Source organism: Dickeya aquatica (assembly GCF_900095885.1).
Taxonomy (GTDB): domain Bacteria; phylum Pseudomonadota; class Gammaproteobacteria; order Enterobacterales; family Enterobacteriaceae; genus Dickeya; species Dickeya aquatica.
In genome coordinates this window covers 991,740-1,014,060 of sequence record NZ_LT615367.1, presented here as the reverse complement: position 1 = coordinate 1,014,060, position 22,321 = coordinate 991,740, and the positions used below count along the sequence as shown (strand labels likewise).

At 54.9% G+C, this 22,321-nt stretch carries 23 protein-coding genes and 1 tRNA gene; 15 read left to right on the top strand and 9 right to left on the bottom strand.

Annotated elements, in window-relative coordinates:
- Positions 1–46 precede the first annotated feature (46 nt).
- The 3 genes from mrcB to DAQ1742_RS04635 all read right to left on the bottom strand — a co-directional run bounded on the left by mrcB (position 47) and on the right by DAQ1742_RS04635 (position 5,416).
- On the bottom strand, positions 47–2,581 hold the full coding sequence (gene mrcB / locus DAQ1742_RS04645; protein ID WP_035343667.1) for a bifunctional glycosyl transferase/transpeptidase: 2,535 nt from the start codon (positions 2,579–2,581) through the stop codon (positions 47–49).
- 169 nt (positions 2,582–2,750) lie between these two features.
- On the bottom strand, positions 2,751–5,192 hold the full coding sequence (gene hrpB / locus DAQ1742_RS04640) for an ATP-dependent helicase HrpB (protein ID WP_035343669.1): 2,442 nt from the start codon (positions 5,190–5,192) through the stop codon (positions 2,751–2,753).
- Positions 5,193–5,203: 11 nt separating this feature from the next.
- The gene (locus DAQ1742_RS04635; protein ID WP_035343671.1) at positions 5,204–5,416 is read right to left on the bottom strand and encodes a hypothetical protein; all 213 of its coding nucleotides are present in this window, start codon (positions 5,414–5,416) and stop codon (positions 5,204–5,206) included.
- A 15-nt stretch (positions 5,417–5,431) separates the two neighbouring features.
- Between DAQ1742_RS04635 and thpR the strand changes: the two genes are divergently transcribed.
- The 9 genes from thpR to panD all read left to right on the top strand — a co-directional run bounded on the left by thpR (position 5,432) and on the right by panD (position 12,558).
- Positions 5,432–5,965, top strand: coding sequence for an RNA 2',3'-cyclic phosphodiesterase (thpR, locus tag DAQ1742_RS04630; RefSeq protein ID WP_035343673.1), 534 nt, complete (start codon positions 5,432–5,434; stop codon positions 5,963–5,965).
- A gap of 12 nt (positions 5,966–5,977) precedes the next feature.
- Complete coding sequence (gene sfsA, locus DAQ1742_RS04625) at positions 5,978–6,697, top strand: DNA/RNA nuclease SfsA (RefSeq protein ID WP_035343675.1); 720 nt, start codon at positions 5,978–5,980, stop codon at positions 6,695–6,697.
- 168 nt (positions 6,698–6,865) lie between these two features.
- Complete coding sequence (dksA, locus tag DAQ1742_RS04620; RefSeq protein ID WP_022634507.1) at positions 6,866–7,321, top strand: RNA polymerase-binding protein DksA; 456 nt, start codon at positions 6,866–6,868, stop codon at positions 7,319–7,321.
- 108 nt (positions 7,322–7,429) lie between these two features.
- Positions 7,430–8,341, top strand: a complete 912-nt coding sequence (gene gluQRS / locus DAQ1742_RS04615) for a tRNA glutamyl-Q(34) synthetase GluQRS (protein WP_035343677.1) — start codon at positions 7,430–7,432, stop codon at positions 8,339–8,341.
- A gap of 68 nt (positions 8,342–8,409) precedes the next feature.
- Positions 8,410–9,813, top strand: coding sequence for a polynucleotide adenylyltransferase PcnB (gene pcnB / locus DAQ1742_RS04610; protein WP_071604105.1), 1,404 nt, complete (start codon positions 8,410–8,412; stop codon positions 9,811–9,813).
- The gene (gene folK / locus DAQ1742_RS04605; protein ID WP_145916211.1) at positions 9,810–10,298 is read left to right on the top strand and encodes a 2-amino-4-hydroxy-6-hydroxymethyldihydropteridine diphosphokinase; all 489 of its coding nucleotides are present in this window, start codon (positions 9,810–9,812) and stop codon (positions 10,296–10,298) included. The genes pcnB and folK overlap by 4 nt, the downstream gene beginning before the upstream one ends.
- 190 nt (positions 10,299–10,488) lie before the next feature.
- Positions 10,489–11,283 carry a 3-methyl-2-oxobutanoate hydroxymethyltransferase gene (gene panB / locus DAQ1742_RS04600; RefSeq protein WP_035343683.1) on the top strand — a complete coding sequence of 265 codons (795 nt, stop codon included), beginning with the start codon at positions 10,489–10,491 and terminating at the stop codon, positions 11,281–11,283.
- Between the two features lie 14 nt (positions 11,284–11,297).
- Positions 11,298–12,152 (top strand): pantoate--beta-alanine ligase, encoded by an 855-nt coding sequence (gene panC / locus DAQ1742_RS04595; protein ID WP_035343685.1) that lies wholly within the window; start codon positions 11,298–11,300, stop codon positions 12,150–12,152.
- A gap of 25 nt (positions 12,153–12,177) precedes the next feature.
- Positions 12,178–12,558 (top strand): aspartate 1-decarboxylase, encoded by a 381-nt coding sequence (gene panD / locus DAQ1742_RS04590; protein ID WP_035343687.1) that lies wholly within the window; start codon positions 12,178–12,180, stop codon positions 12,556–12,558.
- A gap of 74 nt (positions 12,559–12,632) precedes the next feature.
- Here the strand turns inward: panD and DAQ1742_RS04585 are convergent, their stop codons facing one another.
- Positions 12,633–13,403 carry an ABC transporter permease gene (locus DAQ1742_RS04585; RefSeq protein ID WP_067487269.1) on the bottom strand — a complete coding sequence of 257 codons (771 nt, stop codon included), beginning with the start codon at positions 13,401–13,403 and terminating at the stop codon, positions 12,633–12,635.
- Complete coding sequence (locus DAQ1742_RS04580) at positions 13,400–14,323, bottom strand: ABC transporter ATP-binding protein (protein WP_035343689.1); 924 nt, start codon at positions 14,321–14,323, stop codon at positions 13,400–13,402. Before DAQ1742_RS04580 ends, DAQ1742_RS04585 begins: the two co-directional genes overlap by 4 nt.
- Before the next feature lie 127 nt (positions 14,324–14,450).
- On the opposite strand from DAQ1742_RS04580, the gene can reads away from it, so the two are divergent.
- The gene (gene can, locus DAQ1742_RS04575; protein ID WP_035343691.1) at positions 14,451–15,092 is read left to right on the top strand and encodes a carbonate dehydratase; all 642 of its coding nucleotides are present in this window, start codon (positions 14,451–14,453) and stop codon (positions 15,090–15,092) included.
- Between the two features lie 100 nt (positions 15,093–15,192).
- On the opposite strand, the gene hpt is transcribed toward can, so the two are convergent.
- Positions 15,193–15,726 (bottom strand): hypoxanthine phosphoribosyltransferase, encoded by a 534-nt coding sequence (gene hpt, locus DAQ1742_RS04570; protein ID WP_180706240.1) that lies wholly within the window; start codon positions 15,724–15,726, stop codon positions 15,193–15,195.
- 139 nt (positions 15,727–15,865) lie between these two features.
- Between hpt and DAQ1742_RS04565 the strand changes: the two genes are divergently transcribed.
- Positions 15,866–16,375 carry a GNAT family N-acetyltransferase gene (locus DAQ1742_RS04565; protein WP_051124109.1) on the top strand — a complete coding sequence of 170 codons (510 nt, stop codon included), beginning with the start codon at positions 15,866–15,868 and terminating at the stop codon, positions 16,373–16,375.
- 135 nt (positions 16,376–16,510) lie between these two features.
- Entirely contained in the window at positions 16,511–16,945 is a 435-nt protein-coding gene (locus DAQ1742_RS04560; RefSeq protein ID WP_232046589.1) for a hypothetical protein, read from the top strand.
- A gap of 6 nt (positions 16,946–16,951) precedes the next feature.
- Here the strand turns inward: DAQ1742_RS04560 and DAQ1742_RS04555 are convergent, their stop codons facing one another.
- Positions 16,952–18,013 carry an ABC transporter ATP-binding protein gene (locus DAQ1742_RS04555; RefSeq protein ID WP_083961172.1) on the bottom strand — a complete coding sequence of 354 codons (1,062 nt, stop codon included), beginning with the start codon at positions 18,011–18,013 and terminating at the stop codon, positions 16,952–16,954.
- A 7-nt stretch (positions 18,014–18,020) separates the two neighbouring features.
- Positions 18,021–19,625, bottom strand: a complete 1,605-nt coding sequence (locus tag DAQ1742_RS04550; RefSeq protein ID WP_035343697.1) for an ABC transporter permease — start codon at positions 19,623–19,625, stop codon at positions 18,021–18,023.
- Positions 19,626–19,849: 224 nt separating this feature from the next.
- Here DAQ1742_RS04550 and DAQ1742_RS04545 point away from each other — a divergent pair, with 224 nt between their 5' ends.
- From DAQ1742_RS04545 to speD, 3 genes are all read left to right on the top strand, one after another.
- Positions 19,850–20,194, top strand: a complete 345-nt coding sequence (locus tag DAQ1742_RS04545) for a YacC family pilotin-like protein (RefSeq protein ID WP_035343699.1) — start codon at positions 19,850–19,852, stop codon at positions 20,192–20,194.
- 111 nt (positions 20,195–20,305) lie between these two features.
- Positions 20,306–21,169, top strand: coding sequence for a polyamine aminopropyltransferase (speE, locus tag DAQ1742_RS04540; protein ID WP_035343701.1), 864 nt, complete (start codon positions 20,306–20,308; stop codon positions 21,167–21,169).
- 29 nt (positions 21,170–21,198) lie between these two features.
- Positions 21,199–21,993, top strand: a complete 795-nt coding sequence (gene speD / locus DAQ1742_RS04535; RefSeq protein ID WP_035343703.1) for an adenosylmethionine decarboxylase — start codon at positions 21,199–21,201, stop codon at positions 21,991–21,993.
- A 136-nt stretch (positions 21,994–22,129) separates the two neighbouring features.
- Here speD and DAQ1742_RS04530 read toward each other — a convergent pair.
- Positions 22,130–22,206 (bottom strand) — tRNA-Asp (locus DAQ1742_RS04530).
- Positions 22,207–22,321 lie beyond the last annotated feature (115 nt).

Sequence of the window (22,321 nt, the reverse complement as noted above, 5' to 3'; positions counted from 1 at the left end):
CCGGGCGTTTATCTGGCACAACACAGGAAAATACGGAAAACCGGCGTTATTTGCCAAACATCTTCCTGATCCAGTCCGGTACGCTGTCGCTGTCTTGCGGCGTCTCCTGATGATTATCCTGCGGCGTTTCCTGCATCGTTTCCGGCGTTTCCTGCCACTGCCCGTCGGACATCGGCGTCGGTGCTGGCGCAGGCTGGCTGGCCTGACACAAGGCTTGCGGATTATCAGCCCATACCGGCAAGGCACGGCCCGCGCTGCCGTTACAGATAACATTGCCGCTGCCATCCACCGTCATGGTGGTGATGCCCTCTGGCGGCGTTAACATCAGCGCCAGCGGCGTCTGGTTTTCCAGATAGCGGCGATACAGCGTCAGTGCGCCGTTAGCGCCGGTCAGCTTCGCCGGGCCGTTGTTATCACGCCCGACCCAGGTAATCACCACCTCTTTACCGTCCACACCAGCAAACCAGCTGTCACGCAAATCATTGGTGGTACCGGTTTTTCCCGCCAGATGGTATTTGCCGAATTTCGCCATCAGCGAGCGCGACGTACCACGTTCAACCACCTGCTGCATACCATATAACGTCAGGTAGGCCGCCTGAGCGGGAACGGCGCGTTGTGCCTGCGGAAAGCTCTGAAACAGCGCTTTGCCATCTTCGGCAATCACCGAACGCAGCGCAGACAGCGACGCCCGGTTGCCGCCGCTGGCAATGGTCTGATATTCCTGTGCGACCTCCATCGGCGTCAGGCTAATGGCACCGAGCAGCATCGAGGGAACCGGCTGAATCTGGTTTGCGGGGATCCCGAGCTTTTGTAAGGTATCGCTGACCTGATCCAGCCCAACCGCCAGCCCTAAATTCACCGTCGGCACGTTAAGTGAATTTGCCAGTGCATCCACCAGCATCACCCGACCACGAAACTCGCGATCGTAGTTTTTCGGCTCCCACACGCTGCCGTTAGCTTGTTTGAGCGCAATCGGCTCATCGGCCAGCAGGGTATTAAGGCGATAGCGATCCGGCATACTGAGCGCCGTCAGGTATGTGGGCGGTTTTGCCAGCGAGCCCACCGAGCGCCGCGCCTGCATCGCGCGGTTAAACCCGGCAAACTGAGAATCAGAGCCGCCGACCATCGCCCGCACTTCGCCACTGAAGCGATCAACGATAACCATTGCCGATTCCAAATCGTTCACCCCACGCGCCGTCCGCAGCGCGGGAATCCCCTCTTCCACCGCTTTTTCTGCCGCATCCTGCGAAACCGGGTCCAGGGTGGTGAAGATCTTCACGCCAGACAAATCGCTGGCTTTCTCACCCAGACGCTGTTGCAGTTCCTGACGCACCATCTGCATAAACGCCGGTTGCGGGCTTATCACGCCGCCTTTCGGCTGCACGCCAAGCGGACGGGCACTCAGCATGTTATAGAGATCGTCGTCAATCACCTGCTGGTTTTGCAGCAGTTTCAGCACCAGATTACGCCGCTCCAGCGTGACCTGTGGGTTACGCCACGGGTTATAGAGCGACGCGCCTTTCACCATGCCGACCAGCATCGCCTGTTGATCCAGACTCAGTTCATTCACCGGACGACCAAAATAGTACAGGCTGGCCAGCGGGAAGCCCCGGATCTGATCGTTACCGCTCTGCCCGAGGTACACCTCGTTAAGGTACAGCTCCAGAATGCGATCTTTGCTGTAGCGGTAATCCATGATCAGCGCCATATAGGCTTCATTCGCTTTACGCCACAGCGATCGCTCATTGGTCAAAAACAGATTTTTCACCAATTGCTGGGTCAGGGTGCTGCCGCCCTGCACCGCACGGCCTGCCGTCAGGTTGGCAATCAGGGCACGCCCAATGGAATAAAAGCTAATACCATCATGCTCATAAAAATGACGATCTTCGGTCGCCACCAGGGTTTGTACCAGCAGATCGGGAAAGCCCGAGCGCTGAACAAACAGCCGCTGCTCCCCATTAGGGGACTGCAACATGGTAATCAGCTTCGGATCGAGCCGGAAAAAGCCAAAATTACGCTGGTTATCCATGTTCTGGATCTGCGATAGCCGGTCATTACTGAAGATCAGTTTGGCGTGGATCTGCCCTTCTTTGCCATCGGGAAAATCAAACGGCCGCCGCAGGATCTCAATACTGTTGGCTTGCAGCGTAAACTCGCCCGGCCGGGTAATGCGGCTCACTTCGCGGTACTGCATCCCCTCAAGCAAGCTCGCCATCTCTTTTTTGCTATAGGGCATACCGGGTTCAAGGTTGACCATGCGGCCATAAACAGCCGCTGGCAGTTGCCACACCTTTCCGTCAATGCGGCTGCGAATTTCGCCATCCAGGTAAACGCCGTAAATTGACATCACCACGGCAAAAATCAAAAACAGGCGAATAAACAGCCCCAGCCAGCGCCGCTTTTTGCGCGGCCGTTTGCTCATGGCTTTATCCTCATCCGGTGTGTCATCGTCATGTTCATACTCTTCATAATCGTCGTAGTCATCTTCCTCCCTGCGACGGCGTGCCGCCGGCCTGCGAGGGGGAGCAGGGCGCAACGCGTTGCGTTTACGCCCAATAGGTTCGCGGTCATCCCGAGACATTACAATGACATCTCCATCAGGTTACTGACAGCCGTCGGCACCCCTGCCTGGCCATCTACTGTGTGTTTCCCCCGCATGACAAAGAAGAGGGAAACGTCTGAAAAACCGAGTGCTGATATGACGCACACCGGAGGGGTGGCGGCGTTCACCGCTCACCGGCTTTATCCCTTCAGGTGTTTTGATATTTCCGGGTACGTCGGGTCGGCTGGGCGCAGGCCGGGTCATCCGGCCAGACATGCTTGGGATAGCGCCCTTTCATCTCTTTTTGCACCTCGCGATACGCGCCTTGCCAGAACGCCGACAGATCGCGCGTGATTTGCAATGGCCGCATTGCGGGTGACAGCAACTCCAGCACCAGCGCCACCCGCCCTTCGGCCAGCATCGGGCTGGCTTGCTCGCCAAACATTTCCTGCAAGCGCACCGCCAGTACCGGCGCGCTATCCTCGGCATAACGAATCGGCAAGCGGCTGCCCCCCGGTGCGGTGTAATGGCTGGGCAATGCGCTGTCCAGACGCTGGCGTAACGGCCAGTCCAGCAGACGCGCCAGTGCCTCACTCAGGTTGATTTGATGCAGCGAGCGGCGATCGCGCACGCCGCTCAGCGAAGGCAGCAGCCACTGTTCCAGCGACGCTAACAGCGCGTCATCATCCACCGAAGGCCAGTCCACTTCCGGCAGCCACTGCCGGGCGCACAGCAAACGCTGGCGTAGCTGCACCGCAGGTTCATCCCAGTTCAGTACCGATAGCCCCTGCTCACGCAGCCAATTGAGCATCGCCTGCAATAAGACCTCATCAGACGGTTTGGCCAGCGGGCGGGAGGTCAGCGTCAGGCAGCCTATCTGCGTACGCTGACTGGCGCGCAGGGTACCTTTTTCTTCGTCCCAGTGCATCAGATTCTGTTGCGTCACCAGGTGCGGGCACTGCCTGACCAGTTCGTCTATCTCCAGCGGCAAGGCCAGCAAAATACGGGCATCGGCGCTATTTGGGCTTTGCATTAATACCGGAGCCAACAGCCATGGCGCAGCAGTTAATGCCTCTTCCGGCGGCAGGCTGGCACCGCTGCCGTTCGCCAGTTGATAGCGTCCATCCTGCGCGCGCTGGCGAGCCAGCCTGTCGCCAAAGCCAGCCACCAGCAGTTTTGCTGCAACGCGCTCGTCCACATTCCCGGCACGTTGCCCCAGACGGCGCACCAGTTGCTGTGCGCGCTGTTGCCACTGCGCCGTCGGGCGATGTAATGCCAGCAGCAGATTGACCGGGCCATGACGCGGCGGCTCTTCGATGATGGCCGCCAGCAGCGCCGCCGTCGCTACCGCCGATGCGTCGTGCCCGGCTGCGTGTAATATGGCGGCAATCCGAGGCTCGCAGCCGAGTGCGGCCATTTTCCGGCCTTCCGGTGTCAGTTGTTGTTGGGCATCGCTGATGCCCAGAGTATTCAGTAAGCGACACGCCGCCAGCCTGGCCGGTTTCGGCGGTGCATCAAGCCAGTTGAGTTGCGTGGCATCACGGCAGCCCCATTGCAGCAAATCGAGCCACAGCCCGGACAGGTCACTGTGCAGAATTTCAGGCTCGCTCTGCGCCGCCGCTCGCTCGGCCTGCTCGCGGGAAAACAGGTGCCAGCACACGCCCGGCTCCAGCCGCCCGGCGCGTCCGGCACGCTGCGTCATCGACGCCTGGCTGATGCGTTGCGTCGTCAGGCGCGTCAGGCCGGTTTTGACATCAAACAGCGCCACCCGCTCAAGCCCGGCATCAATCACCACCCGAATGCCTTCAATGGTCAGGCTGGTTTCGGCAATATTGGTCGCCAGCACCACTTTGCGCAGGCCCGGCGCGGGCGCAACTATCGCCTGCTGTTGTGCACTGAGCGTCAGTGCGCCATACAGCGGGCAAACCGCCACCTCAGTTGGCACATTTCCTTCCAGCAACGCCTGCACCCGCTTGATTTCCGCTACACCCGGCAAGAACACCAGCAGCGAGCCGTGCTCTTGTTGCAGCACGCGCCCCACCAGCCGCGCCAGTGCCTCCTCTAGCCGCTCTTGTGCGCCAACCGGCAGGTAGTGACGCTCAACCGGCCAACTGCGCCCCTGCGACGACACGCTTATCGCTTGCGGCAATAAAGAAGACAATCGTGTGTCATCCAGCGTGGCGGACATAATCAGCAGTTTCAAATCCTCACGCAGCCCCTGCTGTACATCCAGCAAGAGCGCGAGCGCCAGGTCAGCCTGCAAACTACGCTCATGAAATTCATCGAGAATCACCAGCGACACACCCGTCAGTTCCGGGTCATGCTGCAACATACGGGTCAATATCCCTTCAGTGACCACTTCAAGCCGGGTATGAGCACTCACCCGGCTTTCCGAACGCATGCGGTAGCCCACCGTCTGCCCCGGCGTTTCACCCAGCCATTCGGCCAGCCGAAAGGCCACCGTTTTCGCCGCCAGCCGACGCGGTTCCAGCATAATAATACGACCGGGCCATGCGCCCCGTTGCAACAGTTGCAACGGCAACCAGGTGGATTTCCCGGCACCGGTTGGCGCATGTAACAGCACCTGTGGCGCAGCAACCAGTGAACGAATCACCTCATCGAGTACAACACTGACGGGCGGTAAACTCACACAACACTCCATCACTCAGGCCAGAGTGGCACGGCACACCACGACACTCTGGCAATCAATACATCAATCGGATAACCATAAAATAGCGCAAAGACATCCCCCGCCAGCGCAGAGCCAGAGGAATGACTCGGCTGGTGGGCTGCACGCAGGCCTGATTGTGCCTTAACTTTATCTGGCGGGCATTGTAGCATCAGGGGCGATGCAACCGTAGCGCCCACCTGCATAATAAGAGAGCCATCATGCCTGCCACCCGCCGCCTGTTTTTTGCCCTACCTCTGCCTGAATCGATTAGCGAGCAGATAGTGCAATGGCGCGCAGCCTATTTTCCAGCGCATATCGGGCGTCCGGTATTGGGGGCTAACCTGCACCTGACACTGGCATTTTTGGGTGAGGTGAGCGACCAGAAAGCGCAAGTGCTACAAACACTCGCCGGTCGTATCCGCCAGCCCGCATTTACCCTCACACTTAATGATGCCGGTCACTGGCCCCGTCCCGGTGTGGTGTGGCTGGGTTGTCGCCAGGCCCCACGGGGGTTATTGCAATTGGCCAACATGCTGCGTTCACAGGCTGCGCGTAACGGTTGCTACCAGAGCCCACAGCCGTTTCATCCGCATATCACGTTGCTGCGTGGCGTGGATAGCCCATTGGCGCTGCCTGCCGCTACATTTCGCTGGACGGTGCAGGCCGAGCAATTCCTGCTTTATGAATCACACACCGGTGCCGGTCGCACCCGGTATCACCCGATAGCCTGCTGGCCGTTACTGACCGCCTGAGAGACATTATTCATGCAATTTTCACCGCCCCTGCAACCCGCCACGCTCATAAAACGCTATAAACGGTTCCTGGCCGATGTGGTCACGCCCCACGGTGAAACACTGACATTGCATTGCCCGAATACCGGAGCGATGACCGGGTGTGGTGCGCCGGGCGACACCATCTGGTATTCCACCTCTGATAATCCCCGGCGCAAATACCCGCATACCTGGGAACTGACCCATACCGCGCAGGGGCACTGGATAGCGGTTAATACGCTACGCGCGAACCCACTGGTAACAGAAGCGTTGCAGGCGCACAGGATTCGAGAATGTCTGGGATACAGTAATATTCGTACCGAAGTGCGATACGGCTCGGAAAACAGCAGGATAGATCTTCTGTTACAGGCCAGCGACCGGGTTGACTGCTATATTGAAGTTAAATCCGTCACATTATTGCAACATGAGTGTGGTTATTTTCCCGATGCCGTGACGCTCAGGGGGCAAAAACACCTGCGTGAACTGCAACAGGTTGCCGCACAAGGCCATCGCGCTATCTTGTGCTTTGCTGTTTTGCATTCGGGTATCCATGAGGTTTGTGTCGCGCAACATATTGACCGACATTACGCCGAATTATTACAACGCGCACAGCAGAATGGGGTTGAAATTCTGTGTTACGGTACCCATATAACGCCTGATGGCATGATATTGGGGCAGCGGCTGGCATTTAAGAACGTGACGACAGCGAGCTAATTTTGCCAGCTGTTCTGTATTATTTGATGGAATTATACCGTTCCTCACACTTTGTCAGGCCAGTGTCAGGAATCATTGCCAACCCAACCTCCATCTGTTATTTATAGCGGCCTGTTTTTCCCCCCTGTGGGGTCGATACTGCGTGTCGTGTTATGTAGGAGAAGCAACATGCAAGAAGGGCAAAACCGTAAGACATCCTCTCTGAGCATTCTCGCAATTGCCGGAGTGGAGCCGTACCAGGAGAAGCCGGGCGAAGAATACATGAACGACGCTCAGCTGGCTCATTTCAGACGTATTCTGGAAGCATGGCGCAATCAGCTCAGGGACGAAGTCGATCGCACCGTATCACATATGCAAGATGAAGCCGCTAACTTCCCCGATCCGGTAGACCGTGCCGCACAGGAAGAGGAGTTCAGCCTTGAACTGCGTAACCGCGATCGCGAGCGTAAGCTGATTAAGAAAATTGCCAAGACATTGCAGAAAATTGAGGACGAGGACTTTGGTTACTGCGATTCCTGTGGTGTGGAAATCGGTATCCGCCGTCTGGAAGCGCGTCCCACCGCCGATTTGTGCATTGATTGTAAAACGCTGGCTGAAATCCGCGAAAAGCAGATGGCTGGCTAAACGCCCCCGGCGGGAAAGCGCCTTGCCCTACCGCCGGGCTTTCGCTTGTGCATAAATAAACACCTCGCTACCTTATCGCCTAACCAACATTCATTTGCCCTCAACCTTATGTCTGGATCACGCCCTTACGTCGGACGTTTTGCACCGTCTCCGTCTGGCGATTTACATTTTGGTTCACTGATTGCCGCGCTCGGCAGTTACCTTCAGGCACGCGCCTGTCGCGGTCGCTGGCTGGTTCGTATCGAAGACATTGACCCTCCGCGCGAAGTCCCCGGTGCCGCAAGCCGTATTTTGCGCCAGCTTGAGTATTATGGCCTGTGCTGGGACGGCGAGGTGATGTATCAATCCCGGCGTCATGCGCGTTATCGGGAGGTGCTGGAACAGTTGCAACAGCAAGGGGATTGCTATTACTGCACCTGTACGCGCCAGCGTATCCAGCAACTCGGCGGGCACTATGACGGCCATTGCCGTGACAGCCACCTGCCGCCAGAGAATGCCGCACGCCGGTTGCGTCAGCGCCATCCGGTGCCCGGCTTCCATGACCGGTTACACGGCTGGATAAGCGCTGACCCGGCACTGGCACAAGAAGATTTTATTATTCACCGCCGTGACGGGCTGTTTGCCTACAATCTGGCCGTGGTGGTCGATGATAACGATCAGGGCGTCACGGAAATCGTGCGCGGTGCTGATTTAATTGAACCGACGGTGCGTCAGCTAGCGTTGTACTGCATGTTAGGCTACGCTGCGCCCGCTTACGCGCATTTACCTCTGGCGCTTGACCCGCACGGCAATAAGCTCTCCAAACAAAATCACGCCCCTGCTCTGCCCGAGGGTGACCCACGCCTGACACTGGCACAGGCACTCACATTTTTACACCAGCCATTGCCGCCCGAATGGCGGTCATTCTCGCGTGATGACTTGCTGTGCTGGGCCATCACGCACTGGTCACTCACAAAAATTCCCTCAGTTGCCACCGCTATCTCACTGTCGGAAATAACATCAGCATTCTCAAAGGGCTGAGGGTGAGCTATGATTAGCCGCTATTTTTTGTTGTGCTGTTAATTCTCCAATGATTATCGAGGTGTATTATCTTTACCCGGGTAGCTAATTTTTGCCGCAAGGTACTGAATCGCGAGCATGAACCCGCCAGGGCGGATAGTCCGTCACAGGCGATGACGGTCATTCCCCGTGACCAGCATTCTATTTCACGCAGCGACATCAGTGAGAATGCGCTGAAAGTGCTCTATCGCCTGAATAAAGCAGGCTATGAGGCTTATCTGGTTGGCGGCGGTGTGCGCGATCTCCTGTTGGGCAAAAAACCCAAAGACTTCGATATCACCACCAACGCCACACCGGAGCAGGTACGTAAACTGTTTCGTAATTGCCGACTGGTGGGACGCCGGTTTCGTCTGGCGCATGTGATGTTTGGCCCGGAAGTCATCGAAGTGGCCACCTTCCGTGGGCATCACGAACAGCATCAGGAGCAGGAAACCAAACAGGCCGCCCAGCAAGGGCAAAATGGCATGCTGTTGCGCGACAATATTTTCGGCACCATCGAAGAAGACGCCCAGCGACGTGACTTCTCTATCAATAGCCTGTATTACAGCATCGCTGACTTTACCGTGCGTGATTACACCGAAGGTCTGGCCGACTTGCGTCAAGGCGTTATCCGCATGATTGGTGAGCCTGAAACCCGTTACCGTGAAGATCCGGTGCGCATGCTGCGCGCGGTTCGATTCGCCGCCAAGCTGGATATGCGCATCAGCCCGGAAACGGCTGAGCCTATTCCTCGTCTGGCTTCACTGCTGCACGATATCCCGCCCGCGCGCCTGTTTGAAGAGTCGCTAAAACTGTTGCAAGCCGGCTACGGCTGCCCAACCTATCGGCTGTTATGTGAATACCAGTTGTTCCAACCGCTGTTTCCGCTTATCAGCCGCTACTTTACGGCGTCAGGTGAAACGACAATGGAGCGGATGATTGTTCAGGTGCTGAAAAACACCGATCAACGCATCCATAACGATATGCGGGTCAACCCGGCGTTTCTGTTTTCTGCCATGCTGTGGTATCCGTTAGTCGAGCACGCCCAGAAACTGACGCAGGAAAGCGGGCTGGCCTATTTTGAGGCGTTTGCGCTGGCAATGAACGACGTGCTGGATGAACAGTGCCGTTCACTGGCCATTCCCAAGCGCATTACATCGCTGATTCGCGACATCTGGCAACTTCAGTTACGCCTGTCTCGCCGGCAAGGGAAACGGGCGTTCAAACTGATGGAGCACCCGAAATTCCGCGCTGCCTATGACCTGCTGGCTCTGCGTGCCGAAATCGAGAATCATCACGAATTATTACGTCTGGCTCAATGGTGGGGAGAATTTCAGGTCGCTCCGCCCCCTCGCCAGCAGGCCATGCTCAACACCCTGGATGATGGCCCGACACCTCACCGACGCTCACGCCGCCCGCGTAAGCGCCCGCAACCACGGGACAATGCACGGTGATGCGCGTTTATCTGGCGCTGGGCAGCAATTTAGCCCAGCCGCTTACGCAAGTACAAACGGCGCTGGCAGCCCTTGATGACATTGCTGACACCCGCCTGGTGCGCTGTTCGTCGTTTTATCGCAGCCGCCCGCTTGGCCCGCAAGATCAACCCGATTACCTTAACGCCGTGGCGGAACTGGAAACCACATTACCTGCGCACTCGCTGCTGGAGAACACCCAGCGCATTGAACTAGAGCACGGTCGGGAGCGAAAAGCCGAGCGCTGGGGGCCACGCACGCTCGATCTGGATATTTTGCTTTTTGGTCATCAGGTGATAAATACCGAGCGCCTGACGGTGCCTCATTACGATATGAAAAACCGCGAATTCATGCTCTATCCGCTGGCAGAGATTGCCCCTGAGCTGATCTTTCCTGATGGAGAACCCCTTCGTGAACGTTTACAGCTCATTCCACGAAATGGCCTGAGCCTGTGGGATACTCCTTAGCGTTACGCACCATGCGGTCTGGCCACATTCCCCCTGATGCACAAAAATCGCGCAGCCGAGCTTCACTCGGCTACACCATCCTTTCAACACTTTGTTTTTAAATAAAAAACAGAGTGCTGTTCCTGACGCTTTGCATCCATTAGAATGGCTTTCCCTTAACTGCCCTTGACGTTGAATCAGGAAGGTTGCCATGAAAGCGACTACCATTTCTCATCTGCGCCAGTGGAAACAGGAACAGAAAAAGTTCGCCACGATCACCGCATATGACGCCAGTTTTGCCCGTTTGTTCTACGAGCAGGGTATTCATGTCATGCTGGTGGGCGATTCGCTGGGTATGACCGTACAGGGGCAAGATTCCACCTTGCCCGTCACGCTGGATGATATGGTCTACCATACCCGCTGTGTACGACGCGGAGCTCCCCATTGCCTGCTGCTCTCCGACCTGCCCTTTATGGGCTGCGCCACGCCTGAACAGGCTTGCTTACAGGCCGCAGACCTGATGCGCGCCGGAGCCAATATGGTCAAAATCGAAGGCGGGAGCTGGCTTGCTCCCACCGTGCGAATGTTGACAGAGCGGGCCGTCCCCGTTTGTGGCCATCTGGGGCTCACGCCTCAGTCGGTCAATATTTTCGGCGGTTATAAAGTACAGGGGCGTGACGAAGCCGCCGCGGCCCAATTACTCGATGATGCGCTGGCACTGCAACACGCCGGGGCCCAGTTACTGGTACTGGAATGTGTGCCGGTGTCTCTGGCGCAGCGTGTCACCGAAGCGCTGGATATCCCGGTCATCGGCATCGGTGCTGGCAACGTCACCGACGGGCAAATTCTGGTGATGCACGATGCGCTTGGCGTGACTGGCGGCCATACCCCTAAATTTGCCCGCAATTTCATGGCGCAGGCCACCGACATCCGTGCGGCAATCCGTCTGTATGTGCAGGAAGTCGAGCAAGGCAAATTCCCTGATGCGCAATACAGCTTTGTTTAACACAGGAGATACGAGTGTTAATTATTGAAACACCAATACTGCTGCGCCGTGAACTGCGCCGCTGGCGTCAGGAAGGACTGCGTATTGCGCTGATCCCCACCATGGGAAACTTGCATGACGGGCATATGACGCTGGTTGATGAGGCCAGAGCGCGAGCCGACCGGGTGGTGGTCAGTATCTTCGTCAATCCGTTGCAATTTGAGCGTGCCGATGACCTGAAGCGCTACCCGCGCACGCTTCAGGAAGATTGCGAAAAACTGACGCGTCGCGGCGTTGACGTGGTGTTTGCGCCGTCGCCTGAAACCTTCTATCCCAACGGTTTGCAGCAGCAAACATTCGTCGAAGTCCCAGAGTTATCGCAGATGCTCGAAGGAGCAAGCCGCCCCGGCCATTTCCGCGGCGTGGCTACCGTGGTCAGTAAATTGTTCAATCTGGTACAACCGGATATCGCCTGCTTTGGCGAGAAAGACTATCAGCAACTGGCGCTGATTCGCCGCCTGGTGTCTGACATGAATTATGACATCAGTATCATTGGTGTACCGACGGTGCGTGCGCAAGACAACCTGGCCCTCAGTTCACGTAACGGCTATTTGAGTGCTGAGGAGCGCCAGCAGGCACCGCAGCTTTATCGCATCATGAATGAGGTGGTGGCGCAATTATCCAACGGCGACCGCCAGATTGATGATATGCTCGCCCGGGCGTCAGAGGCTTTGCGTGAAGCGGGCTTCACGCCGGATGAGCTGTTTATTCGCGATGCCGACAGCCTGGCACCACTGACTACCGATAGCACCCGCGCGGTGGTACTGATGGCCGCCTGGCTTGGCAAGGCACGTTTGATTGATAACCAACAGGTAGATTTAACCTGCTGATTTTTCTAACCAGAGTGACAGACCGATGATTCGAACCATGCTGCAAGGTAAGCTGCACCGGGTAAAAGTGACCCAGGCAGATTTGCATTACGAAGGCTCCTGCGCCATCGATCAAGACTTTATGGATGCCGCCGGTATTCTGGAATACGAGGCGATTGATATTTATAACGTGGACAACGGCCACCGTTTTTCCACCTACGCGATAGCTGCCGAACGCGGCTCACGCATTATTTCCGTCAACGGTGCTGCCGCACGTTGCGCCTGTGTTGGTGATAAGCTCATCATCTGCTCCTACGTACAGATGCCTGATGAGCAAGCCCGTTCACACCATCCGAAAGTGGCCTATTTTGGCGAGAATAATCAGTTACAACGCACCGCCAAAGCGATTCCGGTACAGATAGCCTGACAGGGGCAAAAAATAAGGCGGAGCACCCGCCTTATTTTTCCAGGTTGTCACACCTGCCACACGGTTCACCGCGTTTAACTGCGCAGCCCGCGCCCACGCTCAATCAGCCACCAGCTCAGGGCGTAAAACACCACAATAAATGCCAGCAGCACGCTCATGGTAAACGCCAGCGGCACATCGTGAATGCCGAGAAAACCGAAACGAAAACCGCTTATCATATAAACGATAGGATTCAGTTTCGACACCCACTGCCAGAAGGGTGGCAGCAGCGAGAGCGAGTAAAACACGCCACCGAGATAGGTCAGCGGCGTGAGCACAAAGGTCGGGATTAGGCTGATGTCGTCAAAGGTTTTGGCAAACACGGCGTTGATCAGCCCGGCCAGAGAAAACAGCATGGCGGTGAGCAACAGCGTGATAACCACCATCCACCAGGCATGAACCTGTAGCGGCACGAAAAACAGCGACACCGCCGTCACCAACACCCCGACACAGATGCCGCGCGCCATGCCACCGCCAATATAACCGGCGATAATGATGTGTGTAGGCACCGGTGCAACCAGCAGCTCTTCAATGTTGCGCTGGAACTTGGCGCTAAAAAAGGAAGAAGCCACATTGGCATAGGAGTTGGTGATAACCGACATCATGATGAGGCCCGGTACAATAAACTGCATGTAAGTAAAGCCGTTCATCTCGCCAATACGGTTGCCGATGAGGTTGCCGAAGATAATAAAATAGAGCGACATGGTGATAACCGGCGGCAACAACGTTTGTATCCAGATACGGGCAAAACGGTTGATCTCTTTAATCCAGATACTTTGTAACGCTACCCAATACAGCCCGATCATGCTTTATCTCCGTGATTATTCAGAAGTGTGACAAACAACTCCTCCAGACGATTCGCCTTATTGCGCATACTGAGCACCTGAATACCCTGCGCACTGAGCTGACTAAAAATTCCGTTTAGCCCCTGCTCACGTTTGACATCCACTTCCAGTGTTGAGGTGTCTACCAGCCGATGTTGATAGCCTTCGAGCCTCGGTAAGGCACTTTTCGCTGCCAAATCAAAAATAAAGGTTTCCGATTGCAATTTGGCCAGCAGCGCCTTCATTGAGGTGTTTTCCACCAACTGCCCGGACTGGATAATGCCGATATTACGGCACAGCATTTCGGCTTCTTCGAGATAGTGGGTAGTGAGAATAATGGTGGTGCCCTGGCTATTAAGTTCTTTTAAGAACCCCCACATGGAGCGGCGCAGCTCAATATCCACCCCAGCCGTCGGCTCATCCAGAATTAATAATCTGGGTTCATGCATCAGGGCGCGCGCTATCATCAACCGGCGTTTCATGCCGCCGGAAAGCATCCGGGCACGTTCGTTACGTTTTCCCCACAAATCAAGCTGAGTGAGGTATTTCTCCGCGCGCTGTAACGCCTGCTGGCGGGGAACACCATAATAACCGGCCTGGTTCACTACAATTTGCATCACCGTCTCGAACGGATTGAAGTTAAACTCCTGCGGCACCAGCCCTAACTGCCGCTTGGCATTGACGATATCCCGGTCCAGATCATGACCGAACACCCGCACCTTGCCATCCGTTTTATTCACCAGTGAGCTGATGATACCGATGCTGGTTGATTTACCCGCACCATTCGGGCCAAGCAGTGCGTAGAAATCCCCGGCCTCGACGCACAGATCGATGCCGCGCAATGCGCGAACGCCGCCGGGATACGTTTTGGTTACATTCACCAATTCCAGTGCATATGTCATAGCTAAAAGTATGCCTTCTTGTGTGTTAAGCGGGCCCTGGTCGGACCCCGTTTTCGATTTCAAAACGCGTGTGATTGCTCTATATTACCCTGCACCGCCCTTTTGTTGTTACAGGTCATTTACTTTCATGAAAACGATAGAAACGCTGATCGCCAATAACCAGTTATGGTCTGAAACGATAGTCAAAGAAGACCCGGAATACTTTAAACGGCTGGCACTGGCCCAGCGCCCCCGCTTTTTGTGGATCGGGTGCGCCGATAGCCGGGTTCCGGCTGAAAGCCTCACCAGCCTCGAACCGGGAGAACTGTTCGTTCATCGTAATGTTGCCAACCTGGTGATTCACACCGATCTCAACTGCCTGTCCGTGGTGCAATACGCGGTGGAAGTGCTGGAAGTTGAGCACATCATCATCTGTGGTCACTATGGTTGCGGCGGGGTACAGGCGGCGGTAGAGAACCCGGAGCTGGGCCTTATCAATAACTGGCTGCTGCATATCCGTGATTTATGGTACAAGCATAGCTCAATGCTTGGCGAGTTACCGCCAGAAGAGAGAATTAACAAACTGTGTGAAATCAACGTGGTTGAACAGGTGTACAACCTGGGTCATTCGACCATCATGCAGTCAGCCTGGAAGCGCGGTCAGAAAGCGACCATTCACGGTTGGGTTTACGGCATTCAGGATGGCCGTCTGCGCGATCTGGAAGTCACCGCCACCAGCCGTGAAACGCTGGAACAACGCTACCGCCGTGCGGTGTCATCTCTGCTCTAATCACGCTTTTCACGCCCATAACCGTATGGGCGTGAAAGTGATCAAACCTGACCGGCAATCGCAGTACGCGCTATCCGGTTTGCCAGACCGTTAAATCGCGTTACTGCGCAATAACTTTGCCGATGAATGGCAGATGGCGATAATGTTGCGCATAATCAATGCCATACCCCACCACAAACTCATCAGGAATAGAAAAGCCCACCCATTCCACCGGAACCGGAACTTCACGGCGTGAAGGTTTGTCCAGCAGAGTACAGATAGCCAGTGATTTCGGCCCACGCAGTTGCAAAATCTCGCGCACTTTGCTGAGGGTATTGCCCGAATCGATAATATCCTCAACGATCAGCACATCTTTACCACGAATATCTTCATCGAGATCTTTGAGTATTTTCACATCGCGCGAGGAGTTCATGCTGCTGCCATAGCTCGAAGCTGTCATAAAATCGACCTCGTGGGACAGGTCGATTGAACGGCACAGATCGGCCATAAAGACAAAAGAACCGCGCAAGAGGCCCACTAATACCATGTCGCTGCCGCTGCTGCGGTAATGTTCGCTGATTTGACGTCCGAGTTCAGCCACCCGAGCCTTGATCTCCGTTTCAGGGATCATGACGTCCACCGTATGTTTCATCATACTGATAACTCATAGAAAAAAGACATTCAGTATCGGCCAGACAGGCCATACTCCAGTGCAGACACACCATCAGGATGGTGTCGCAATTCATCACGGCACGCAGTATAACAGAAGCCCCCCCACCCATATCGGAGAAAACATGGTGGCCTTATCCTCTGCAACGGCTGATGCTCTTATTACCTACCACGTCAATCACGCCATCACCGTCGAGCAGTTTATTCACCTGCTCAAACGCACTTCATTAGGCCCTCGCCGCCCGCTAGACAGACGTGACACGCTGGCGGGCATGCTAAATGAGGCTGACCTGTTGGTCAGCGCATGGCATGACGATACGCTGGTGGGCGTCGCTCGCAGCGTGACGGACTACCACTACTGCTGCTATCTGTCTGACCTGGCGGTGGACGAAACGTATCAACATCGCGGTATTGGCCACGCGCTGATTGCGCATACCGCACAGCAACTCAAACCGGAATGCCGCCTGATTTTAATTGCTGCGCCACAGGCCGTCGGCTATTACCCGAAAATCGGCTTTGAAGCACACCCCAGCGCCTGGCATAGGCTCGCGGGCGACATCAACGTGCCAGCGAGCGGAAAAGATACATTCAGCGGCGAAAATAGCAACAATCAGGATAGTGTTAATGACGCATAGATTCTGTTAACGACGCGCAGATAGTGTCATCAGCGAATAAAAGAGGGTAAAGCGCATTGCACCAACGCAGTACAAGGTTTTTCATATGACGTGAACACCCCATTACGTCATGAACAACCTATGGAGAGGTGCAACATGAAGAGATTACGCAACGTCTGTACTACCGCGGCGCTCGTCGCCGGAATATCGCTTCTTTCAGCTATCTCGCTGGCATCAGCGCATCCCGAAGGGGCAGAACCACCGGCGTTCGGTAAGCAAGGGGCTTTTGCACCACCTCCGGGCTTCCCGCCGCCAGTCCCGGCGCTGTACCATGCTTCACTGCAAGCCACCGACCCGATACAAGCCGTGAACAAGCTGGTCGCAAATGTGCCGCAAGGCAATGGCAAAACCTATGAAGTGAGTATCACCGTGCGTGAAATCCCCCGGCAATCCAGCCAGATCTACACACGCCAAACACCGCAAAGTAACACATTCACCACCATCTGTGCCCGCCACCACGGCACAGACATCAGGACTGAACAAGGCCGAGTGCTGATACCCGGCGAATACCACGCAAGCCAGCGGGCCTGACGCCCGCTAGTTTGTTTCGTTCACCGGTTCAGTGGCAAACAGTACGGGTTGATCGGTACGAATGCTCAGTCTCACCGGTTGACCCGGCTCAAACCAGTTGCCGCTTTGCACCTGCAATTCCCATTCATTCACATGTACGCGGTAGCTGTGGCTATTGCCCATAAAAAGCCTGTCTGCAATGATGCCTGGGCCTTCTTCATCCAGCGCCAGAGCAATTTCCTGCGGCCTGACCAGCCAGTCATAACGTGCACCGTGCGCCAGCTTCAATGCCCGGGTTGCCTGATGCTCGCCAAGAAAACTCTGCCACTGCCTGTCACCGCTAATCTTCACCGGGAGATAGTTCGCATTTCCCATAAAATTGGCCACGTAACGGTTTACCGGCCGGTAATACAAATCCGCAGAGAACCCCTGCTGCACCACGCCACCCTCGTGGATCAAAATCAAATGATCGGCAAAGGCGAATGCATCTTCCCTGTCAGAGGTCGCAAACAGCGCCGCAATCTGACGCTGGCGTAAAATATGGCGCAGTTCACTGATCAGGCGATAACGAATTTGGCTATCCACATTCGCAAACGGCTCATCGAGCAGCAGTAACTTAGGCTGACCGGCCAGTGAACGGGCAATCGCCGCACGCTGATGCTGCTCTCTGGATAATTCATGGGGGTAACAGCGGGTCACCACTTCCAGTTTCATTAGCGCCACGGCATCCATTGCCATGGTGCTTATCTCTTCTGCCGATTTGCCACGCAGCCCGAAGGTAATGTTCTCCATTACCGTCAAATGCGGGAACAGAACATCATCCTGAAACACCATGCCTACTGGCCGAGGCGAGGTATCCTGCTGCGCGGGGAGCGCACTGATTCGCTGCCCGGCAATGGTGACATTGCCCTTATCCAGCGGCAATAACCCCGCTATCGATTTCAGTAGCGTGGTTTTACCATCGCCACTGGCTCCCAGCAAGCAGACCATTTCCCCGGCGTGGATCGAAAAGCTCACATTGTCCAGCACGTCATGTTGCGGATAACGGCAACTGAGCGAAGCAACGCTCAGGATCTCTGGCGTCGTCATCATTTCCCTAGCCCTCCATTCTCATCAATCGGGTTATCCCAAACAGCGGGATCATGCCCACGCCAACCAGCATCAGTGCCGGTGTGGCGACGAGTGGCAATCGCTCGTCCATGATGAAGCGAAATACATAGGTCGCCATGGTTTCGACTTCAAAAGGCTGCAACAACAGCGACACATTTAGCTCACGCAGGCTTTCAGTAAAGACCAGAAATACCCCGACAATCAGGCAGTAGCGAACCTGTGGCAGATAGACCCACAAGACCTGCTGCAAGCGGGTATACCCCATCGACTGGCTAACGTGGTTCATGGCTAACGGCAGCCTGGACAGATGAATTTGCAACCGGTCTAACAGCAGAGCCCCAAAACGCATACAGTAGGCCAGAATCAGCACCCATATTGAACCGGCCCAGGGTTCATCATTGACCCCACCTGACGATGCTCGCCAGGCATCCAACCCCAGAAAAGGGAGCAGCAGCCCCATCCCCAACAGCGTTGGCGGCAACAAGCGATTCAGGTTAAGCCAGCGCAACGGATTACGGTAGGCCGGGTTGCCAACTGCTTGCAGATCAAACACGCACACCAGTGCCAGACCAATAACCAGCAACGTGGCGCTGGAAGACGCCAATACGCTACTGATAAATGCCAGCAGAAAAGGCAGGCTCCAGGTTGGTGCTTCAGACACCACCGCCCAACCGATTAATCGCCCGACAGGCACCACAAACGCCACCATCACCGGCACCATGCCGCAGCATAACGCCGCCAGACGCGGCCAACCGTGCAGCTCGGGTAAACTGCTCGATGACACACTGCCAGTCTGATAGCGCAATTGGCGTTCACGGCTATGACGCCCCTGCCACCAGAGAAGCAGGCTCAATGGCATCAGCAATGACATCAGTAGTGCAGCGCTGGCATGCTGCGCTTTATCGCGCCACAAATCCAAACCAGCCGTGGTGACAGAACGTAAAGAGAAATACGAAGAAATGCCATAGTCGCCCAAGGCCTCTGCCGTCATCAGTACCACACCGAGCGCTATTGCCGGACGCGCCATCGGAAACACGACCCGCCAAAACACCTGAATGCGGGAATGGTTCATCAGATGAGCGGCATGTTTAAAGCCAATCGGTTGTGACATCAATGCCGTACGCGCCAGCAAATAGACATAGGGAAACAGCACCAACGCCAGGCACAGGCTGGCACAGGCAACCCTGACCCCCTGTTGCCAGGGCATTTGTGGTATGGTTTCAACATCAAACGACAACGCATAAAGCGTTTGTTTCACCGGGCCTTCATACCCAAGGACATCACCGTATACCGCAGCCAGCACATACCCAGGAACAGCCAACGGTAGTAACAACGCCCGATGCAGCCATCGCTGACCGGAAAAGCGGTAATTCGACATCAGCCAGGCCAGCGGCAGCGCCAACAACAGGCTAAACAGCACGCAACCGGACACCAGCATCAATGATGTCATGCTATAGATGGGCAACGTGCGCCACATTACCGCGATAGCATCGCCTGGCGCACTAAACGCCATCCCGACTATTGCCACCACCGGGAACAAGAGTATTCCCGCCAACAGCACACTGCTGATGCGCCAGATACCTGAAGTCATTGGAATATCGGTACGTTAAATTTAAACTCCACTATTAATATCAAAGCCGGATGCCGACGTCATGACATCAAGCGCTGATAAATAGCCGGTAATTAAGCCATTGGCACAAAAAGCGCACCCGTTGCCCCGCTTCTTCTGTTGATACACGCTGATTCAATAAAACTTGAAATATCGGCTGGTAACTGTAATAACGTCAGCTAATGGAAGATGAAACAGGTTGAATTATGAAACACTCCGCGCTGGTGCTGCTCTTGCTCTCGCTGTTGGGCTTCTCCTCCGCCAGTCAGGCATTGAATGATTTTGAGGCTGAAGACTTGGCTGACCTGACTGCTATTTTTGTCTATCTGAAAAACAACTGCGGCTATAAAGATCTTCCCAACGATCAAATTCGCCATGCGCTGGTCGGTTTTGCCCAGCAAAATCGCTGGGATTTAAGTAACTATAGCCAATTTGACATGATAGCGCTGGGCGAAGCCAGCTACCGGGACTTAAGCGGTATCGCGATTGCCACGCCGAAAAAATGTCAGTCACTGGCGCGCAACTCACTGAGTCTGCTCGCAACCCCGTAATAAAGCGAAAAATCCTCCGTGCTGCCTGAAATTTGACCGTGCAAGCCCCCTGAGAGTTAGCTATCATAGCGCGCCAATTTTCATGGCTGTTATCGCGGAGGAAGCCCTAACATGGCCCGAAAAGAAATTTGGTATGAAACCCTGCATGCCAACTTTGGTCAGTATTTCTCAATAGACCAGGTGCTCTATCACGAAAAGACCGACCATCAGGATCTGATCATTTTCGACAATGCAGCGCTTGGCCGGGTGATGGCGTTAGACGGCGTGGTGCAGACCACGGAACGTGACGAATTTATCTATCACGAGATGATGACCCATGTGCCAATACTGGCGCACGGCAATGCCAAACGCGTGCTGATTATCGGTGGCGGAGATGGCGGCATGTTGCGTGAAGTCTGCCGCCACCAGAGCATTGAACAGATAACAATGGTTGAAATTGATGCCAGCGTAGTTGGATTCTGCCGCCAATATCTGCCCAATCATAGTGCTGGCGCTTACGACGACCCACGTTTGCAGCTCGTCATTGATGATGGTGTCAATTTTGTTAATGCCTGTCAGGAAAAATTTGACGTTATTATTTCTGATTGCACCGATCCGATTGGCCCCGGTGAAAGCCTGTTTACGTCAGATTTCTATCAAGGCTGCGCGCGTTGCCTGAATGAAGATGGCATTTTCGTCGCTCAAAACGGCGTTTGCTTTCTGCAACAAGATGAGGCCGTCAACAGTCACCAGAAACTGACGTCATATTTCAGCGACGTAAGCTTCTACCAAACGGCTATTCCAACCTACTATGGCGGTATAATGACCTTTGCCTGGGCCAGTCATCACCCAGCGCTTCGCGCCATTGAGCCACATACGCTGCAACAGCGTTTTAACGCCGCAGGCATCACATGCCGTTATTATAATCCGGCCATTCATATCGGCAGCTTTGCTCTGCCACAATATCTACTGAATGCCCTGTCAGCCGAGTGCTGATGACTGGCATCATAAGGGGGTGAGTTAAATTGCAAAAGCTGAAGCTACACGGCTTTAACAACCTGACCAAAAGCCTGAGTTTTTGTATCTACGATATCTGCTACGCAAAAACGCCTGCTGACCGCGATGGCTATATTGCGTACATTGATGAGCAGTACAACGCCAACCGTCTGACCGAAATTCTCAGTGAAACCTGCTCGATTATCGGTGCCAATATTTTAAATATTGCCCGTCAAGACTATGAACCGCAGGGAGCCAGCGTCACCATACTGGTCAGCGAAGAACCGATGGACCCGCGTGATGTGGATACATCCGAGCATCCCGGCCCATTACCCAGTGCTGTGGTGGCCCATCTCGACAAAAGCCACATCTGTGTACACACCTATCCAGAAAGCCACCCCGGCGGTGGACTGTGTACATTCCGTGCGGACATTGAAGTGTCTACCTGTGGTGTCATCTCCCCGCTTAAAGCGCTTAACTATCTGATTCATCAGTTAGAGTCAGATATTGTCACCATAGACTACCGGGTACGCGGCTTTACCCGTGATATCAATGGCATCAAACATTTCATCGACCATAAAATCAACTCTATTCAAAACTTTATGTCGGATGATATGAAATCGCTCTATCACTTAATGGACGTCAATGTTTACCAGGAAAACATGTTCCACACCAAAATGTTGCTGAAAGATTTTGATCTCAGGCACTACCTGTTTAACGTCAATCCAGAAGAACTGAGCCCGCAAGAGCGTAAGCGCATTACCGATTTGCTCTATCGCGAAATGCAGGAAATCTACTACGGCAGAAATATCGCTACGGTTTGACATCGTTATCGCCTGGGGCCCACCCAGGCATCTCACATCCCAGCACTGCACCGCAGAGCGACTGTCAGGCAGGGATTAACGATGAACGCCAAAAAGACGAAGCCCCGAATCTTTCGATTCAGGGCTTCTGAATAGTTGGCGGTGCGGACGGGACTCGAACCCGCGACCCCCGGCGTGACAGGCCGGTATTCTAACCGACTGAACTACCGCACCGCGCTGTGCTCTGTGAGAGCGAGATGGATATTACGGGTGGCTATCGTTTGCGTCAACGTTTTTTATCACTAACTGCTTCTGTTTGCTTACATTTTCAGCATGGCATTATCCCATT

Coding starts and splice junctions, on each gene's coding strand:
- mrcB (WP_035343667.1), bottom strand. CDS start 2,581: ATGTCTCGGGATGACCGCGAACCTATTGGGCGTAAACGCAACGCGTTG.
- DAQ1742_RS04635 (WP_035343671.1), bottom strand. CDS start 5,416: ATGCAGGTGGGCGCTACGGTTGCATCGCCCCTGATGCTACAATGCCCG.
- thpR (WP_035343673.1), top strand. CDS start 5,432: ATGCCTGCCACCCGCCGCCTGTTTTTTGCCCTACCTCTGCCTGAATCG.
- sfsA (WP_035343675.1), top strand. CDS start 5,978: ATGCAATTTTCACCGCCCCTGCAACCCGCCACGCTCATAAAACGCTAT.
- dksA (WP_022634507.1), top strand. CDS start 6,866: ATGCAAGAAGGGCAAAACCGTAAGACATCCTCTCTGAGCATTCTCGCA.
- gluQRS (WP_035343677.1), top strand. CDS start 7,430: ATGTCTGGATCACGCCCTTACGTCGGACGTTTTGCACCGTCTCCGTCT.
- panB (WP_035343683.1), top strand. CDS start 10,489: ATGAAAGCGACTACCATTTCTCATCTGCGCCAGTGGAAACAGGAACAG.
- panD (WP_035343687.1), top strand. CDS start 12,178: ATGATTCGAACCATGCTGCAAGGTAAGCTGCACCGGGTAAAAGTGACC.
- DAQ1742_RS04585 (WP_067487269.1), bottom strand. CDS start 13,403: ATGATCGGGCTGTATTGGGTAGCGTTACAAAGTATCTGGATTAAAGAG.
- DAQ1742_RS04580 (WP_035343689.1), bottom strand. CDS start 14,323: ATGACATATGCACTGGAATTGGTGAATGTAACCAAAACGTATCCCGGC.
- can (WP_035343691.1), top strand. CDS start 14,451: ATGAAAACGATAGAAACGCTGATCGCCAATAACCAGTTATGGTCTGAA.
- hpt (WP_180706240.1), bottom strand. CDS start 15,726: ATGATGAAACATACGGTGGACGTCATGATCCCTGAAACGGAGATCAAG.
- DAQ1742_RS04565 (WP_051124109.1), top strand. CDS start 15,866: ATGGTGGCCTTATCCTCTGCAACGGCTGATGCTCTTATTACCTACCAC.
- DAQ1742_RS04560 (WP_232046589.1), top strand. CDS start 16,511: ATGAAGAGATTACGCAACGTCTGTACTACCGCGGCGCTCGTCGCCGGA.
- DAQ1742_RS04555 (WP_083961172.1), bottom strand. CDS start 18,013: ATGACGACGCCAGAGATCCTGAGCGTTGCTTCGCTCAGTTGCCGTTAT.
- DAQ1742_RS04550 (WP_035343697.1), bottom strand. CDS start 19,625: ATGACTTCAGGTATCTGGCGCATCAGCAGTGTGCTGTTGGCGGGAATA.
- DAQ1742_RS04545 (WP_035343699.1), top strand. CDS start 19,850: ATGAAACACTCCGCGCTGGTGCTGCTCTTGCTCTCGCTGTTGGGCTTC.
- speE (WP_035343701.1), top strand. CDS start 20,306: ATGGCCCGAAAAGAAATTTGGTATGAAACCCTGCATGCCAACTTTGGT.